Raw genomic sequence first — 18,066 nt, forward strand, 5'->3', positions numbered from 1 at the left:
CGCACGCGCGCCAAGGCAAGCACCATGATGGCAATGGCGGCAGCATCCGGCGCTGCCGCCTGCCAATCAATACAACCATCAACGTTCAAGGAGCCATATCATGCCCGCCACCCATACCACCGTTTTCGACAAGACTGTATCGGCTCGCCTCATTCATGCATCGCAGCGTCTGGCCGTGGGCAGCGCCGTACTGCTGTCGCTCTCGGCCTGCGCCAATTTCAACACCATCGATCGCACTACGGCACTGCCCAAGCATGGCACTGCGATACATCCAGATGCGCCGCAACGCCTGGCATATGCCGATGCCGAAGGCGTGATTTGTGCCGAACCTACCCCCGACGCCTTGCAAACCTACATTTCATCGCTAGGCGCATCTGTCAGTGCCGCGGACAACGCAGCTTCGGTATCGAATGCGTTGCAGGCCAATTCGCAAAGTATCGGTCTGCATTCGCAATCGATCACCTTGATGCGCGAGCATCTATTCCGTATTTGCACCTTCGCACAAAATAATTGGCTTTCCGACGGCGATGTCATGATGCTCATGGCGCGCTCGCAGGATCTCACATTAAGAGTATTGGCCATCGAGCAATTAACGGGCGTGATGACTCCGCGCACGACAGCCAAATTGCCGCTTTCAGACACGGAGGCCACCAAGCAATTGCAAAACAAACTCGAACAGGCAAAACTTGATCTTAACGACAAGAAAACAGCTCTGACACAATTGAACGACGCGGCAGGCACGCAAAACGCGCGTAGCGGCGATCACCCCGACAGAGCAGCGCTCCTTGAAGATCAGACAAAAGACGGCAAGAACAGTTCCGCGCCGACTGAGGTAGCAGCCGCGCGACTGGCGGTGGCATCTGGCCAGGACAAGGTATCGTTACTGCAACAACAAGTCGAAACAAGCAAGGTACAGGCCGGGTTTGTGACTTTGCCCGATGAGAGCGGCATCAGCTTTCTCCAACGGCAGCCGAGCATATCGCTAAGGCCACGCAGCATATCGTTGAGCAGATTTTTCAGAAAAATCATCTGACTGACATGTGCATCAATACGTTCAACCGCTTCAGTCGCAACAAACAACTGCCTGAAAAATAGTTGGACATGATGGCGCGATGTGACCTCGTCCTTCAGAACGCGATTACGCACGTTGCTGCGACGCTCTGACGTACTTTTCCACATGAACTTTTTCGCATAACGATATGCGCATCGATTCGTGGTCAAAACCGCGCGCGCGCCGTACTCTGGCCATGTCGTGCCGTATGGCGCATCACCGCTGTAAAGGAAACATCATGGCTATCTCGGAAGTGAATGTACGCAACCAGTTCCGCGGCAAGATCAAGGAAATCATATTCGGCCCCGTGGTCTCGGAAGTGGATGTGGAAACGCCGCACGGCATCGTCACCTCGGTGATCACCTCGCGCTCGATCAAGGACCTGGACCTGAAAGTGGGCAGCGAAGTCATCGCGCTGGTGAAATCGACGGAAGTGTCGATCGCCAAGATACAGTAAGCGCAGCGCAGCCCCGCCAAGTGCGGGGCGTTTGCATGACAGCTTAATCACGAAACAGATGCGTAAACGTGCGGCTGACGGGCAGCTTTTCCGTGCTGCCGCGCAGCAGCACCTGCATGCGCTCGGCGTCGATGCGTTCGGCCGCCTCGATGGCTTTCACGTTGACCATGGTGCCGCGATGGATTTGCCAGAACTGGTCGGGATCCAGGCCGCCCAGCAAATCCTTCAGCGGCGTGCGCACCAGCGCTTCCGAGCCTGCCAGCACCACGCGCGTGTACTTGGTGTCGGCCTGGAAGAACAGCACGTCGTCGATGTCGATCAGACGGATCTGCTTGCCCACGCTGGCCCTGATCCATTTCAGTTTTTCGCGCGGCGGTGCCGGCAGCGCCGCGCGCAGCGATTGCAGCAAGTGGGCCATGTCCGCCGGCTGCGCGCCCAGCTTGTCGCGCAGCCGGGCCAGCGCCCGCTGCAAGCGCTCGGCCTGCACGGGCTTCAACAGATAATCGACGGCACCCGCGTCGAAGGCATCGACGGCGTACTGGTCATAGGCCGTGACGAACACCACGTGGGCGCGCTTGCCGATGCGCTCGGCCACTTCCAGGCCCGACAGGCCAGGCATACGGATGTCGAGAAACACCACGTCCGGCTCGTGCTCGAGGAAACCGTCCCAGGCATCGTTGCCGTTTTCCGCCACCAGCACGATGCGCGCCTCGGGCCAGGCCAGCGCCAGCATTGTCTGCAGGCGTTCGCGCATCAGCGGCTCGTCTTCGGCGATCAGGATGGTGGTGTTCATGCGGCGGCTTCTTTCACACTGGTTTCAATTCTGATGGGCAGCAATATGTCAGCGATCACGCCGCCCTCCTCTCCATCGCACACTGTCAGGCTGGCGGACGGATCGGACAACAGCAGCCGGCTGCGCACGTTTTCCAGGCCCAGGCCGCCGCCCTGCACGCTGCCCGTACCGCTTTCCGGCAACCCCATGCCCGTGTCCTGAAGGCGCAGGCGCAGCATGCCGTCCACCCGCAACGCCGACAGGCTGATCTCCCCGCCGCGCAAGGACGGTTCAATACCGTGCTTGATGGCATTTTCCGCCAAAGTCAGCAAAATCATGCTGGGAATCGTCGCGTGCGCAAACTCGGCCGGCAAATCCAGCGCATAGCGCAGGCGGGAGCCCATGCGCGCCTGCATCACGCGCAAATACGCGGCCACCATGTCGAACTCGCTTTGCAAGGGCACTTGCTCGCAGCGCATCTCCGCCAGGCTGGCGCGCAGGAAAGCGATCAGGTCGGCAGTCAGCGCCGCTGCCCTGGGCGCTTCCTGCTCGGCCAGCTGCTGCACCGCACCCAGGGTATTGAACAGGAAATGCGGCTCGATTTGCGCGCGCAGCAGGCGCAGCTGCGATTCGCTCAATTCGCGCGCCAGGCGGTCGCGCTCGGCATCCCGCTGCAGTTGCAAAGTCAGCGCTTCGTATTGCCGGTTGCGCCAGGTGGTTACGATCGCCAGCGGCACCATGTAAAACAAACCGGCCACGAGCAAGGCGATTCCGCCCACGCGCAGCAATCGCTCGAAAGCCATGTCCATGGAGCCCGTATCGCTCAAGCCGGCCAGCAGCACGCCGGCCGCAACCCCTGCGGCGCAGGTCGACACGATCAGCAAGAGTTTCCTGAATTTGTAGCGCACGGAACTGCGGTAATTGAACCAGACACCCACCAGGCCCCACGCCAGCGCAAAACCCAGGCCGTTGCTGAAGACGAGGGCCTTGAGCAACTCGAACTTGGCCGGCAGCAGCAGGTGCAGGGCAACGCCGATGGCGCTGAACAGCAGCGTCAGCTTGAACGCGGCGATGTAAAACCCGGCGCCACGGTACTTGAGCAGGAAATCGTGCAATTGCTGGCGCTCGATCGGCGTCAGCTTGGCCAGCTTGATGGCGATGTAGCGGCGCGCCCGTCCCCGGACCTGCGCCGCCATCTCGGGGTGTTTCAGCACCAACAGCGATTCTTCGTCGATGCTGCGGTACCAGTCCGTATATTTTTTTAACACGATGCGTTCTCCGTGGTCTGTAATTCAGGCATGAACGCAGTCTACGGTGCCCCCGTTGCAGGGCATAGCGCGGGGCGACGAAGCACGAAGCGGCAGGCCCCAACGACGAAGCGCGCGGCGCCTGCCCGACCAAGGCTACCAGTCTTGCTGAAATAATACGAAGTTTCCAAGACGAAATCAATAATCGCGTAACAATTTTCACTACGGCAAGATTAGCGGCTTTTATTTGCCAAATCGGCCGGAACACCGCCTGTCACGGGCCTGTACCGTAGACATCGCTTGATCTTTAATGGTATTGTTTAAGCTTGGCAAATATTGCCTCCGGGATACACGCCGCGTCCCCACGCGACCGGCTTCCGGATTTGCGCGCAGCGCCCATGATGGCGCCCCAAAACTGCTTTCCCATCTACGATCCCATGCTCAAAAAAATGTTCGCCGCGGTGCTGATGACGCTTTCGACAGCGGCCATCGCCGTGCCTTTCGGTTCCCAGTCTATCCTGGTGGTCGAAGATGGCACAGGCAAAGTCTTGCTTGAAAAAAATTCCAACGTGGTGGTGCCCATCGCCTCGCTGACCAAACTCATGACCGCCATGGTCGTGCTCGACTCCAAGGCCAACATGCAGGATGAGATCAGCATCGACCGCGAGGATGTCGACACATTGAAACACAGCACCTCGCGCGTGCCCGTGGGCGCCACCCTGAGCCGCCACGACGTGCTGCAACTGGCGCTGATGTCGTCCGACAACCGCGCCGCCGCCTCGCTGGCGCGCACCTTCCCCGGCGGTCCCACCGCGTTTGCCGTGGCCGTCAATGCCAAGATCAAGGCCCTGGGCATGCGCCAGACCATGATCGAAGAGCCGACGGGCTTGTCACCGAATAACCAGTCGACGGCAGCGGATCTCGTCAAGATGGCCGTGGCCGCCTCGCGCTACCCGGAAATCAGCCGCATCACCACCGATTCGAAGGACGTGATCCAGATCAAGGGCCGTGACGTGGAATACCACAACACAAACCGCCTGGTGGGCGCCAAGGGCTGGGACATCGGCCTGTCGAAAACGGGCTACACGAATGAAGCGGGCCGCTGCCTGATCATGCGCATCAAGTCGGCCGGCAAGTTCGCCACCATGATCTTGCTCAATGCGCGCGCCAATTCAGTGCGCGCCATGGACGCCGTCAACATCCGCCGCATGCTGGCGGCCGAGAACGGCATCGAAGAGCCGAAAGTGATGCGCGCTTCCGTCAGCCGGCACAAGAAGGCACCGGCCAAGCCATCGAAACGCCGCCGCGCACAATAATTATTTCGCTTGCCGGTTGGTCATCACCACGCCGGCTATCGTCACCGCGCCGCCCACCAGCATCGAGGCAAGCACCGGCTCGCCCAGCAGCGCCGCCGCCAGCATGATGCCGAACACGGGTACGAGGTTGTTGAACACGGCCGTGCGCGACGGGCCCAGTGCTTTCACGCCTTCGTAATACCAGACAAAGCCGATCACCGTGCCGAACACGCCCAGGTAGCCGATGGCGGCCCACACTTGCCACCCGAAACTGTGCCACGGCACGGTGGGAAATTCCACCACCGCCCCCACCAGCAGGAAAGCCAGGCCCCACATAGCCGCATACGTGGTGGCAGCAATCGGGCTCAAGCCCTTTAGCGCGACCCGGCCGATCAGGGTGTAGGCGGCCCAGCTGGAAATGCCGCAAAACATGAACACTTCGCCCATGCCAATGCCGCCGCCCGTACCGTGCAGCACGCCGGTGATATCGCCGCGCGTGATGACGATGGCCGTGCCGCAAAACGCCAGCATGATGCCCAGCCACTTGAAGGAACCGAGGCGTTCGCGGAACAGCATGGCCGAGGCGAGCGCCGTGACGATGGGGTTCAAGGCCACGAACAGGGCCGTGCGCCCCGCCGGCATGCGCGACAGGGCTGCCAGGAAGCACAGGTTATACAAAAAAATGCCCGTCAAGCCCAGCGCCGCAGTCGTCATCAATTGCTTGCGGTCCAGGCGCGGCAAGCCACCTTCGAGCTTCCAGGCCAGCACGACCAACAGCAGCACGGCCACGCCGAAACGCCCGCTGGCAGCCGTCATGGGCGGCATCTGCTGGGCCAGCACGCGCCCTGCGATAAAGGTGCCGCCCCAGAACAGGGCGACGAAAATCAGTTTGAGGTAGACGAGCGGCGATTGCACGGAAGGCAAGGCGGCTGAAGGTAGGGCGGAAGTGCGCATGGAAAGTCCTATGATGTCGCACGTGCAGCGGACGCTGCACGTGCGGTATACTTATATATTAATACTAATATCAACTCATGAAATAATGAGCAAATACTCATAACTCAAAGAAACCACACCATGACCTTCACGCAACTGGAAATCTTTACCCTGGTGGCCGAACTGCACGGCTTTTCCGCCGCCGCCGCGCAGCTGGGCATCAGCCAGTCGGCCGTCTCGCATGCGTTAAAAGCGCTGGAAAAGGAAATGGGCGTGGACCTCATCGTGCGCCACCAAGCGTCGGCCGAGCTGACGGACGTGGGCCGCCAGTTGCTCGTGCGTGCGCGCGAAATCCTCGGTCTGTCGGAAGCCATGCGCCAGGAAGCGGCCGACGTGCTGGGCCAGCGCCAGGGCAGCTTGCGCATAGGCTCGTTTGGCCCCACCTCGTCATTGAATCTGCTGCCGGCCATCACGGCGCAGTTCCGCCTGCGCTATCCGGGCATAGCCCTGCGCATCGACGAAGGCGCCGACCATGAAGTAGTGCAATGGATACGCGAGCGCAGGGTCGACGTGGGCTTTGTCGTGCTGCCCGACGAGCGCTTCGACACGGCGCCGCTGGTGGAAGACCAGATGATGGCGCTGGTGCCGCGCAGCCATGCGCTATCCAGCGAAACGGCCATCACCCTGGCACAATTGTGCGATGGGCCGTTCATCATGTCCGAGGCGGGCTGCGCCTGCCTGATCGAGCCGCTGTTCGCCAACGCAGGGCTGCAACCGCACGTGCCCTACCGCATCAGCCAGGTGATCACCATCCTCGACATGGTCAGCCGTGGCGACGGCCTGTCCATCGTGGCCGAACTGGCCCTGCCGCAGCGTCTGCGCGAGCAATACCCGGACTTGCTGGCCCTGCCCTTGAATCCGCCCGTCAGCCGCAAGGTGGGCCTGGCCGTGCGCGACCGGCGCCAGAACACACCGGCCACCAACGCTTTTTTTGAGGTGGCGAAACAGATGGCGCCGACCCTGGCCCCCCGGCGCGCATGAAAGTTTAAAACGTCTCCCACTCCTCGCTGCGCTCCTGCTTGGCGGCGGGCGTTGTCGCGGGACGGCTGGCGATGCGCGGCGCGATGGATGCGCGCACCACAGGCCTGGCCGGCTGCGATGCTGGCGCCTGCCCTTCATCTAGCTTGAACACGCCCACCACCTGCGACAGGGTGCCGGCCTGGTCTTGCAGGCTTTCGGCGGCGGCCGCCGCCTCTTCCACCAGGGCCGCATTCTGCTGCGTCACCTGGTCCATCTGCGCGATGGCCTGGTTCACCTGCTCGATGCCCGCGCTTTGTTCGACGCTGGCGGCCGTGATCTCGCCCATGATGTCGGTGACGCGGCGCACGCTGTCGACGATTTCCTGCATCGTCGCGCCGGCCTCGTCGACCAGGCGCGCGCCGGAATCGACCTTGCCCACCGAATCATCGATCAGCAGCTTGATTTCCTTCGCTGCGCCAGCGGATCTTTGAGCCAGATTACGTACTTCCGTCGCCACCACGGCAAAGCCGCGTCCCTGTTCGCCCGCGCGCGCCGCTTCCACGGCCGCATTCAAGGCCAGTATATTCGTCTGGAAGGCAATGCCGTCGATGACGCTGATGATGTCGACGATTTTCTTCGACGAGTCATTGATCGACGCCATGGTATCGACCACTTGCGCCACCACTTGGCGGCCCTTGCTGGCCACGCCGGACGCCGATTGCGCCATCTGGTTGGCCTGGCGCGCATTGTCCGCATTCTGTTTCACGGTGCTGGTCAGCTCTTCCATCGAGGCCGCCGTTTCTTCCAGCGAGCTGGCTTGCTGTTCCGTGCGCGACGACAGGTCCTGGTTGCCGGCGGCGATTTCCGACGACGCTACCTTGACCGATACACTGGCCGTACGGATTTTCACCAGCACGGCGGCGATCTTGTCGATGAAGCGGTTGAAGGCGCCGGCGATCTGCGCCAGTTCATCCACGCCGGAAGCGTCGAGGCGGCGCGTCAGGTCGCCTTCTCCGGAAGCGATATCGTCGAGCGCGTCGCGCACCAGTTCCAGGCGCTTGAGCATTTTAAAGACCAGCAGCGACAGCAACAGCGCCGCCGCGCCGGCCAACAGCACGGCCGTGACGGTCGCTGTCGTCAGCATCGTCTGCAAGGCTTGCATGGCTTCCTGCTGGTCGAGCACCACGGCCAGTAGCCAGCTTGTCCCCGCCACGCGCGTGACGTACAGCATGCCGTCGCGCGCATTCAGGCGCACGGCCTCGCTCGTGCGCGTGCTTTCCAGCCGGTTGACCTGCGCAGCCGACAGCGCCGCATCGAGTTTCGCCACCGGCTGCAGGCTCAGGTCTTTGTTGGCATGGGCGATGATGGTGCCTTCCTGGTCGACCAGGAAGGCAAAACTGTGCGGCGTCGGCTTGATCGCCACCACGTTGGCAATGACGGTATCGAGCAGCACGTCCGCGCCCGCCACGCCCAGCGGCGCCTCTTTCGGGCCGACGGGTGCCGTAAACGACACCACCAGCTTGTGACTGGCAGCATCCACATACGGCGGCGTGAGCATCGGCACGCCCGCCTTGATGGTGTCCGTGTACCAGGCGCGCGCGGTGGGATCGAAGTCGGCCGGGCGCCCCGGATGGGTAAACACGGAGCGTTTGTCCGCATAGCCGATGAACACTTCGGCAAAATCGCCGGCCTTTTCCGCGATCTGGAAAGCGCGCAGCGGATCGGGTGTCTCGGCCGACATGACGATGGATGCCATGACCTTTTTCTTGCCATCGACCCATTGCGCCAGCACGGCCGACTGGCTGTGCAGCAGTTGCTGCATCTGCTGATCGGCCGACGCCAGCATGCTGCTGCGCGTGGTGATGTAATTGGCGACCGAGAGGGCCAGCATGGACAGCACGACGATGGCCACGCAAATGAGCACCAGCCGCGTGCGAAGGGAAGACAACATGATGGACTCCTGGTTTCAATTTTAATGGCGTGAAATAGTGGCAAAAAACAGTGCTTTTGCACCACTTTCTCTACGAAAGCATTTTCACACAAAAATCGGAACAATTTCAATCAATATTCGGAATTCAGCACATATATTTCCATATGGAAACCTATCAAACCCAGTCCAGCCATCAGCCGATCAGCCCCCTCAAGCCGCTGGCCCGCTGCGTGCGGCGCAGAATCGCGTCGAACAGCACGGCCTGCGTGGGCGAGACGAGGGTAAAAAAGTCGCGCGCACGTGTGATGCCCGTGTAAACCAGTTCGCGCGCCAGCATGGCGCCGCCTTCCTGCGGCAGCACCAGCACCGTGTGGCGAAACTCCGAGCCCTGCGATTTATGTACCGTCATGGCGAACGCAGTTTCCACGTGGCGCAAGCGTGTGGCCAGCACGCTGCGCACGTTCTCGCCTTCCAGAAAATACACGCGCAGGGAGCCGGGCCGCGCAGGGTCGCGCAGGGTCAATCCGATGTCGCCATTGAACACGCCCGTGCCGTAGTCGTTGCGCGTGACCATCACGGGACGTCCCACATACCATTCGCTGCGGCGTATCAGCCCTTCTTTTTCCAGCCGCAGTTCGATGGCCGTGTTCAAGCCCGCCACGCCCCACTCGCCTTCGCGCACGGCGCACAGGATGCGGAACGACTCGAACGCGTGCAGCACGGCGCGCACCCAGTCGTCATGCTGCGCGTAGCCTTCGCCGCCGGCATTCACCAGCGCCAGGTAAGGCTGATAACCGCCCGGTGCATCCGGACGTCCACGCAAGGCCAGGCGCAGCGCGTCCTCCTGCTGCGCCGGCACGCTCCACGCCAGCTGGCCGCCGCTATCGCTGGCGAAACAAGCCTTGGCCAGATCGGGCCGGCCGCCATTCACGGCCAGCGCCAGCTCGCCGATCGGGCCGCTGAAGCGGTGGCTGTGGCGCAGCATCACCGTCTGCTGCGCCAGCGCGCCAGCCGACCCTGCGAAGGCGGCTGGAATGGCCACGCCGCTGGCCGCCTGCGCATACGCGATGGTGTCGTCCGTGTAGCCGCCCGCCTGCGCATCGTGGCACAAGTCGCCCAGCACGGCGCCCGCCTCCACCGACGCCAGTTGGTCTTTGTCGCCCAGCAGGATCAAAATAGCCGTCGGCGGCAAGGCATCGAGCACCGACGCCATCATTTCCAGGTGCACCATCGACGCTTCATCGATGATCAGCACGTCGACGTCGAGCGGATTGCCCGCGTGGTGGGCAAAGGCGCGCGTATCGGGCCGCGCGCCCAGCAGGCTGTGCAGGGTGCGCGCCGCCCCCATGCGCCGCGCCAGCTCCAGCAGAGGCAAGGCATCGCCCGCCTTCGCCGCCAGCCCCTCCAAGGCCTTGTCGATCGATTGTTTCAGGCGCGCGGCCGCCTTGCCTGTCGGTGCGGCCAGCGCGATGCGCAGCTGCTCCGGCTGCGGCGAAACGGCAAACAGCAAGGTCAAAAGGCTCGCCACCGTGTACGTCTTGCCCGTCCCCGGCCCGCCTGTGATGATGGCCACCTTGCCGCGCAGGGCGATGGCGCATGCCACTTTTTGCCAGTCCGGCCCACCATCCTGCGTGGGCTGGTCGAACAGGATATCGAGCCATTGCCGCACCTGCGCCAACGGCGGATTAGTCAAACCCTGCGCGCGGACGGCGATTTTTTCGCCCACCAGGCTTTCGTCGCGCCAGTAGCGGCGCAAATACAGACGGTCGCCATCGAGCACCAGCGGCTGGCGCACATCGGGCGCACTCACTTGCCACACCTGCGGCGCGCCGGCCAGCAACGCGCACCAGCCATCGGCGCTGTCCGGCAACGGGCCGGAAACGGCAAGCACGGCATGCCACAGTTCCTCGCTCCAACCCAGCAGCTGCGACGGTTCGCTGGCCAGCTCAAACAGCATCAAACAGCTGTGGCCCCGCCCTTCCAGTTCGGACAGCACCACGCACGCCACGGCCACGGCAGCCGCATTCGGCGCCTCCTGGTCCAGGCTGGCGATGAAGCGGGCAAAGGCGGCGCTCAGGCGGCGCAGATGGCCATCCCCGGCAACGCCGTCGACGTGGCTGAACAAGGCATTCATTTGCTCACTATGCTGCATGATGTTCCGCTTCTTCAGATAACAGTTGATCGAGGCCGTCCAGCAATTCCAGCTGCGGCGCTAGCCAGTAGCAGCCATGCGTATCCACATTCGCGATGCCGCGCAGGAACAGGAAGATGGCGCCGCCCAGGTGTTCGGCCGGGTCATACGCATCACCAAGGCGGCTTTTCAGCAGCCGGTGCAAGGCCAGCATGTAGATGGCGCCCTGGATATCGTAGCGGTGCTGCGCCATGCCGGCCGCCAGCGCCTGCGTGTGGTAGGCGCCGTCGTTGGCGCCCAGCGCATTCGACTTGTAGTCGAGCACCCAGTAGCGGCCATCCTGTTCGATGACCAGGTCGGCAAAACCTTTCAGCATGCCGTGCAGCTGGCGCCGCGGCAGCACGGGGCGCGGCGCGCCATCGAGCAGCAAACGCGTGCACAGCTGATCGAGCGCGCCGGTGGACAAATGCTCGCTGGGGAACCAGAACTCCATCTCGGACAGGGTGCTATCGAGCTGCGACAGCGACGCATCGAGCAGCGGCAACGGCGTAAGGGCGATTTCCCTGAGCCAGGCGATGGCGTCCTCCTGGCGATGGCCCCAGCCCGCCCGTTCGCAGCGCGCCGCCAGACGGGTATGAAAATTGTCGTCGTGGACGCTGTCAAAACCTTCGCTGCCCATCCACTCGAGCTGCTCGTGCAGGAAATTGCCGGGCACGGAGCCACGCGGGAAGCGGTGCCAGGGCGCGTCGCCCATCTGCATCGGCGAGGTCACGGCTACAGCCGTGCCATCTTCCAGCAGGGTTTCCTCCAGCGCCCGTTGCGGCACGTGCGCGGCAGCCACGGCGCCGATCTGGCGCGTCAGCGAGGTAAAGCTGCCCACCGACCAGTCGCGCTCGAATTCGCCCAGGAACACAGGCGCGGGCCGCAAGGCGGGGCGCCGCTCGACCCGGTCGAGCACCGTGCAGGCGTCGGGCTGCGCCAAAGAGCCCACGTAGATGGCGTCGCAGCTGCCCGCCACCTGCTGCCAGCGCAGCAGCAGCTGCTCGGACGGCAGCTTGTCGCCGCCCGTCAGCAAGTAGCCGAGCGCCGATTCGTGCAAGGTATTCTCGCCCGCCTTGCGCGCCGCCTGAGCGGCCACGCCCAGCCACAAAAAGTGGCGCGCGCGCGTCAGGGCCACGTACAGCAGGCGCAAGTCTTCCTCGATGCGCGCTTCTTCGACCGCCGCCATGGCCTCGTCGGACAGGGACAGGTCGAGGCGGCGTTCGCCATCCTCGCCCGCATACTCGAAGAAGCTGCGGTTGCGTTTATCCACCTTGCGCGCCGTGACGGCAAACGGCAGATACACGAGCGGGTATTCGAGGCCCTTGGATTTGTGCACGGTGATGACCTTCACCAGTTCCGCATCGCTTTCCAGGCGCAGCACGCGCTCGTCACCGCCATCGCTTTCGCCGGCGATCTGCTCGGCCAGCCAGCGTATCAGCGCCTGCTCGCCATCGAGCTGGCGGCTGGCCGATTGCAGCAATTCGGCCAGGTGCAGCAGATTCGTCAAACGCCGCTCGCCGCCCGTCTGCTGCAGCAGCATGGCCGGCAACTGCAGTTCGTGGATGAAGCGGCGCAGCATGGCCAGCACGCCCTGGCGCTGCCAGATCAGGTGCAGGGCCTTCAATTGCTCGACCCGGCGCTCCCATTCCAGTTCATCGCTCGACAGGCGCGCCAGCTCGCCCAGCGACAGGCCGATGGTGCGCGTGGCAAATGCGGCGCGCGCCAGTCCCCCGTCGAGGGGATTGGCCAGCGCCGCCAGCCAGCGCAGCACGTCTTGTGCTTCCTCGCTGTCAACGACAGAATCCTTGTCGGACAGGTAGACGCTGGCGACCCGGCGGCGCGCCAGCGCGCGGCGGATGGCCGCAGCCTCCTTGCGGTCGCGCACGAGGATGGCGATATCGGCCGGCTGTAGCCGCACAAAGCCGTCGGGACCAGCGAAACCGGCTTGCGCATCGCCCAGCATGGCAACGATGTGCTCGGCGCAATGCTGCGCGAAATACTCGCGGTAGCTGTCGCCGCGCAGTCCTTGATCGCTGGCGCAGGCGGCCAGCAGCGCCGGCAGCGGACCGCCGGCGTTCACCAGGTGCTCGGCGCGGCCCTTGGCGTCGACAGCCTCGAACGGCAGCGGATTCTCGCCCCCTTTACGGTAGCGGAAGGCACCAAACGGCACCTCGGCGCGCTCGGCGTGCAGGAACAGCTGGTTGATGGCCGCCACCAGCGGCGCCGTCGAGCGGTAGTTGGTGCCCAGCTGGTAGTGGCGTCCTGCCGTGGCGCGCCGCGCCGCCAGGTAGCTCTGGATGTCGGCGCCGCGAAAACCATAGATCGACTGTTTCGGGTCGCCGATCAGGAACAGGCCCAGCGACGGCTCGTTGTCGGCAATGCGGTACAGCAGGTTGAAGATCTGGTACTGGGCGGGCGCCGTATCCTGGAATTCATCGACCATCGCCAGCGGGTATTGATCGATGATGCGCTGGCGCAGGGCCGCGCCGTTTTCGCCGGCCAGCGCATCGTGCAGGCGCTGCAGCATGTCGGCAAAGCCGAACTGGCGCGACTGGCGCTTCAATTGATCCATGCGCCGCGCAATGGCCGCCGCCGCATGCAGGTGCAGCTTGTGCGCCAGCGGCGTCAGGGCAGCCAAGGCAATCCCCAGCGCTTCCGTATGTTCGAAGCACTCGGGCACCTGGGCCGTGAAACTCTTGGCAAACGCATCTTCGATGCCGAACGGCGTCAAGCGCTCCCACGCCTTGGCTGTGATGGCCGGCTGCAGCAAGAGCGGATCTTGCGCCCACTTGCGCAAGCCGTCGAACCACTTTGCCAGGTTCTCCGGCTTCATCTTGACACCGTTAAAACACTTGGGATTGGCGGCGCGGTGATCGTTGATCCAGGCGGCCATCCGATCCACACGCTCGACCCAGCCCGCCTTCAGGGTGGCCAGCTGCGCGGCCAGCGCCCGCTGTTCGCGCGCGATCAGCGCGGACAACGGTTCCTCGTCCGCCATGCCCATGATGTCCGCGCGGCGCGCCAGCTCGCGCGCGCCTTTCTTCAGCGCGTCAACGTCGGGCCAGCACGCCAGCAACACGTCTAGCGCCTGCGGCGGCAAGGGATACACTTGCTGGCGCCAGTAATCGTGGGCCGCATCCTCGAACAGCGCTTGCTCGTCGCTGACCAGTTCTTCGTCGAACAGGCTGCCGCTGTCGAACGCGTGCTCGCGCAGCATGCGCTGGCACCAGGCGTCGATGGTAAAGATGGCCGCTTCATCCATCGTTTCGGCGGCCAGCATCAGCCGATGCGCGGCCTTTTGCCGCTCGCTCTCGTCCGGATAGGACTCCAGCAAGGCGTCGAGAAACGGATCGCTGCCGCCGGATTCAATGCGCAACTCATTGCGAAAATAAGCAGCCGCCTCGATCAGCCGCTCGCGCACGCGGTTCGACAGTTCGCGCGTCGCGGCGCGGGTAAACGTCATCACCAGGATGTCGGCCGGCAGCAGCGGACGCGCGAAACGGCTGTCGTCGTCGCCATGCCCCAGCACGAGCCGCACGTACAGCGCGGCGATGGTCCAGGTCTTGCCCGTGCCGGCCGAGGCTTCGATCAGGCGCGAGCCGTGCAGCGGGAATGCCAGGGGGTTGAGCAGATGGCTCGTCATTGTTCTTCTCCCGCGCCGTCTGCGGACGCGCTAATCGGGTCGATCGTGATCGGGTCAATCGTGATTGGGTCAATCGTGATGTGTTGTTGCAGCCAGTCGGCCAGCGGGCCATACAGCTCGCGCGTGCAGTCTTCCCAGGCTTCCTCAAGAGCCAGCGCGGAAAACTCGGGCCACAGGCGCGCCAGGCACAGTTCTGCGCGCTCGCCCGCGATGTCAAAGCCGCCGTCATACACCGCGCGCGGGTCGCCCTGCTGCACCAGCGCCAGCCCCGTCTTGCACGCCGTGGGCAGCGGATGGTTCATGCCTTCGCGCCACAGCGCCAGCAAGGTGGCCAGCGCTGCGCGCGACGTGGCCGGGTCAAGCGGCGCCATGCTGACGATGGCGTCGCGCGCCACCAGGTAGCCGGTGACGGGAAAGCCGAGGGCGGCGGCGGCCAGTTGGCGCAGCCACATCAGCATCAGCTTGTCGCCGCGCGCCAGGCCGCCCTTGTCCGTCACTTTCGAGGAAATCTGCATCAGCCAGGCCGTGTCCTGCCCATTGCTGCACAATTTGTCGAGCCAGTCGTCGATCTGCAGCTCGCCGAAGGGCAAGTTGATGGCGCGCTTGTCGGCCGCCAGCGGGAACGAGGCGCGCAGCGATAGCCACGCGCTGCGCACGGGCACCAGCGCCTCGACCAATTGCGCCTGTACTTGCTGGCCGATCAGGCCGATGGGCAGCACGCCTACACGCGCCAGCTTCTCTGCGCGCGCTTCCAGGCTGGCGCGCACGTCACCCGCCGCTTCCACCGCACCACCGTCGTCGAGCATGGTGTCTTCCAGCAGATAGCGCTCGAGCGCATTCAGGCCGAACGGCTCTTCATCCTCGCCCAGCATGGCCGCATCGGCGAAATAGACGCTCAGACGGCGACGGAAAAAATATTTGACGGGCTGGCGCAGGAAGCTGGCCAACTCGCCCAGTTTCAAACGGGTGCCGGGATCGAGCTCGTAAGGACCCAGCGGCAGCACGGCGGCCTGCGCCTCCGCATCGGCCGCATCGGCATCGGTATGGACCACGCGCCATTCGCGCGCATACGTGAGCAAGCCATCGGCCTCGAAATAGCGGCGGCTGAACGGCTGCAGCGCGTGCTCGGTGGTGAGCGATGCCAGGTGCCGGTCCAGCGACCAGCCGGCGGCCAGGTAATCGCGCAGCTGCGACACCAGCACGGACGGCGGCTGCTCGGAATTGTCGCGCACATTGCGCCCTACCCAGCTCACGTACAGTTTGTCGCGCGCAGCCAGCAAGGCTTCCAGCATCAGGTAGCGGTCATCGTCGCGGCGCGAGCGGTCGCCCGGGCGCGCCATGCCGGGCAGCGCCAGCAAGTCGAAATCGGCCTTCTGCGCGCGGCGCGGAAAATCGCCATCGTTCATGCCCAGCAGGCACACCACGCGGAACGGCACGGCGCGCATCGGCATCAGGGTACAGAAGGTCACGCCGCCGGAGACAAATTGATGGTTCAGGGTCGGCTCGTCCAAGGCGCCCAGCCACGCCACGCGCAAGACGGACAACGGCACCTGTTCGACAAAGCCCGCATGCTCGCAGGTTTCCAGCCAGCCCTGCAAGGCGCCTTCCAGCTGCGCCAGGGTCAGGCGGTCGCCCTCGTCGTCGGCATCAAAAAAAGCCGCCAGCAGCGCGCGCGCCTGCACGCCCCATTCGGCTGGCGTGCAGGCGCCGGCCAGCACGCTGCGCCAGTGCAGCAGCGCCTCGACCAGCTGCGCCAGCGAACCCGCCAACGCCGCATCGAGGCCGCCCACTTCCGCATACGGTTCGATGCCGCCAAAGCTGGCGCCACTGCCGCTGGCATAGCCGAGCAACATGCGCCGCACGCCGAATATCCACGCATTCTGTTCCCCGGCCGCACCCAGCCCCAGGCCGGCGCGGTGCGCCTGGTCCAGGCCCCAGCGCACGCCGGCTCCTTCGATCCAGGCGCCCAGGGTGACCAGGTCGTCCGCCTGCAGGCCGAAGCGGGCCGCCAGCGCGGGCACATCGAGCAGGTCGCGCACCTCGCTCTGGCGGCAGCGCTGCTGCGGCAGTTGCAGCAGCCACTCAAGCGCGACGAGCAGCGGATTGACACTGCGGTCCTTCACGTCACCGATCTCGAACGGGATGAAACGCTCGTCATTGCGCCGGTACTGGCCGAAGACGGCGTGGATGGCGGCCGTAAAGGTGTCGATATCGGGCACCATCACCACCACGTCGCGCGGACGCAAGCCCGTCACGGCGCTGTGCGCGAACATGGCCAGCAGCTGGTCGTGCAGCACTTCCACTTCGCGCTGCACGCTGTGCGCCACATGAAATTCGATCGAGCGGTCGCCCGCCTCGGGCGGCGTTTGCTCGTGTTCGGCCAGCGGACGCAGTTCGCGGATGGCCACCTGCACCTGCTGCAGCAGAGTCTCGCCCGTTTCCTCGCCAAACAGGTCGATGCGCAGGCTGTCGTCGCGTCCTTCGGCTTGCGAGTGTTCGTCGAATTCGTCGAGCATGCGGATGAAATCGCGTCCTTGCCTGCCCCAGCTGGCCAGCAGCGGGTGGCTGTGCGCATGCAGCGCTTCGAGCGGAATCTGCGCCAGGTCGTGGCCATTGCGCTGCCGCTGGCGCTTGTTTTCGGCGCGTAGCAAATCGCGCCCGTCGATAATGTCGCCCCAGTAGAACTGGCACGGGTTGGGCACGGCCAGCACCACCTGCGTGTGGCGCGCCAGTGCGGCCAGCGCTTGCAAGGTTTGATACGGCAGGGCCGATACGCCAAACAGCACCACCCGGCGCGGCAGCTTGCCGGCAGGCGGTTCGCCGGCGGCGATCGCGGCCAGGAAGGCATCGTGGATGTCGGCGCGTCCCGTGTCGCGCTCGAAGGCGTCGACGTCCAGGCCCACGGCACGCCACAACTGCGCCTGCCAGCGCTGGTCTTCTTTCAATACGATGGCCTCGCCGCGCGCCGTGCGCAACTGGTCGCGCCCCGCAGCCCAGTCGGCCAGCCAGTCGGCGCGGTAGACCTGGTATTGGTCAAACAGGTCGGCCAGGCGCTCGGCCAGCTGCAGCCGGCGTTCGCTATCGCCATCGGCAAGGAAGTAGCGCAGCGGCGCAAAGACGGGGTCGGCCAGCAGGGAGGGCAACAGACGCATCAGGCGCCACGTCAGCGGAGATTTATCGAACGGCGACACGCGGGGGACGCGCTCGCGCCCCAGCATGCCCCGGTAGCTTTCCCACAGCAGGCGCGCCGGCAGGGCGATGCGCGTGGCGGCGCAGACCCCCATCTCCTCGGCCAGGGCGATCTTCAGCCATTCGGCCACGCCGTTCGACTGCACCAGGAAGATATCCGTTTCCAGGGGCGCCAGCGGATGCTGGCGCAGCCACTGGAAGACGGCGGCGCGCAGCTGTTCCAGCTGGTTGCCATGCAAGATGAGGAGGCCGGGCGTGACGGGAGTATGCATGCTGATCCGATGGGTTGCCGCATTCCTTGCCGTGTGGCAGGGGATGCAATACACGTATAAACGCGTATTATCGCCGCTGCCTGC

General features: G+C 64.3%; 11 protein-coding genes. 4 read left to right on the forward strand and 7 right to left on the reverse strand.

The window, feature by feature from the left end:
* Nucleotides 1-100: 100 nt before the first annotated feature.
* Together ACQ4W7_RS08080 and ACQ4W7_RS08085 are read left to right on the forward strand one after the other, a co-directional pair.
* Nucleotides 101-1,033 (forward strand): hypothetical protein, encoded by a 933-nt coding sequence (locus tag ACQ4W7_RS08080; protein WP_436529664.1) that lies wholly within the window; start codon nt 101-103, stop codon nt 1,031-1,033.
* 256 nt (nt 1,034-1,289) lie between these two features.
* A complete protein-coding gene (locus ACQ4W7_RS08085; protein WP_034757699.1) occupies nt 1,290-1,508 on the forward strand; it encodes a TOBE domain-containing protein in 219 nt (72 codons plus the stop codon).
* 43 nt (nt 1,509-1,551) lie between these two features.
* Here ACQ4W7_RS08085 and ACQ4W7_RS08090 read toward each other — a convergent pair whose 3' ends face one another.
* Both ACQ4W7_RS08090 and ACQ4W7_RS08095 read right to left on the reverse strand, forming a co-directional pair.
* Nucleotides 1,552-2,301, reverse strand: coding sequence for a LytR/AlgR family response regulator transcription factor (locus tag ACQ4W7_RS08090; RefSeq protein WP_436529666.1), 750 nt, complete (start codon nt 2,299-2,301; stop codon nt 1,552-1,554).
* Nucleotides 2,298-3,548 carry a sensor histidine kinase gene (locus tag ACQ4W7_RS08095; RefSeq protein ID WP_426072978.1) on the reverse strand — a complete coding sequence of 417 codons (1,251 nt, stop codon included), beginning with the start codon at nt 3,546-3,548 and terminating at the stop codon, nt 2,298-2,300. Before ACQ4W7_RS08095 ends, ACQ4W7_RS08090 begins: the two co-directional genes overlap by 4 nt.
* A gap of 416 nt (nt 3,549-3,964) precedes the next feature.
* Here ACQ4W7_RS08095 and ACQ4W7_RS08100 point away from each other — a divergent pair, with 416 nt between their 5' ends.
* Nucleotides 3,965-4,843 carry a serine hydrolase gene (locus tag ACQ4W7_RS08100; protein ID WP_436529835.1) on the forward strand — a complete coding sequence of 293 codons (879 nt, stop codon included), beginning with the start codon at nt 3,965-3,967 and terminating at the stop codon, nt 4,841-4,843.
* Here ACQ4W7_RS08100 and ACQ4W7_RS08105 read toward each other — a convergent pair whose 3' ends face one another.
* Nucleotides 4,844-5,776, reverse strand: coding sequence for a DMT family transporter (locus ACQ4W7_RS08105; protein WP_436529668.1), 933 nt, complete (start codon nt 5,774-5,776; stop codon nt 4,844-4,846).
* Nucleotides 5,777-5,896: 120 nt separating this feature from the next.
* Between ACQ4W7_RS08105 and ACQ4W7_RS08110 the strand changes: the two genes are divergently transcribed.
* Entirely contained in the window at nt 5,897-6,796 is a 900-nt protein-coding gene (locus ACQ4W7_RS08110; protein WP_436529670.1) for a LysR family transcriptional regulator, read from the forward strand.
* A 4-nt stretch (nt 6,797-6,800) separates the two neighbouring features.
* Here the strand turns inward: ACQ4W7_RS08110 and ACQ4W7_RS08115 are convergent, their stop codons facing one another.
* From ACQ4W7_RS08115 to recC, 4 genes are all read right to left on the reverse strand, one after another.
* Nucleotides 6,801-8,726, reverse strand: coding sequence for a methyl-accepting chemotaxis protein (locus ACQ4W7_RS08115; RefSeq protein ID WP_436529672.1), 1,926 nt, complete (start codon nt 8,724-8,726; stop codon nt 6,801-6,803).
* Between the two features lie 172 nt (nt 8,727-8,898).
* Nucleotides 8,899-10,857 (reverse strand): exodeoxyribonuclease V subunit alpha, encoded by a 1,959-nt coding sequence (gene recD / locus ACQ4W7_RS08120; protein WP_436529674.1) that lies wholly within the window; start codon nt 10,855-10,857, stop codon nt 8,899-8,901.
* Entirely contained in the window at nt 10,847-14,521 is a 3,675-nt protein-coding gene (gene recB, locus ACQ4W7_RS08125) for an exodeoxyribonuclease V subunit beta (protein WP_436529676.1), read from the reverse strand. Before recB ends, recD begins: the two co-directional genes overlap by 11 nt.
* Nucleotides 14,518-17,982: an exodeoxyribonuclease V subunit gamma gene (recC, locus tag ACQ4W7_RS08130; RefSeq protein WP_436529678.1), complete on the reverse strand. Its 3,465-nt coding sequence runs from the start codon at nt 17,980-17,982 to the stop codon at nt 14,518-14,520. Before recC ends, recB begins: the two co-directional genes overlap by 4 nt.
* Nucleotides 17,983-18,066 lie beyond the last annotated feature (84 nt).

It is taken from the genome of Janthinobacterium algoris (genome assembly GCF_051380935.1).
Classification (GTDB): domain Bacteria; phylum Pseudomonadota; class Gammaproteobacteria; order Burkholderiales; family Burkholderiaceae_D; genus Janthinobacterium.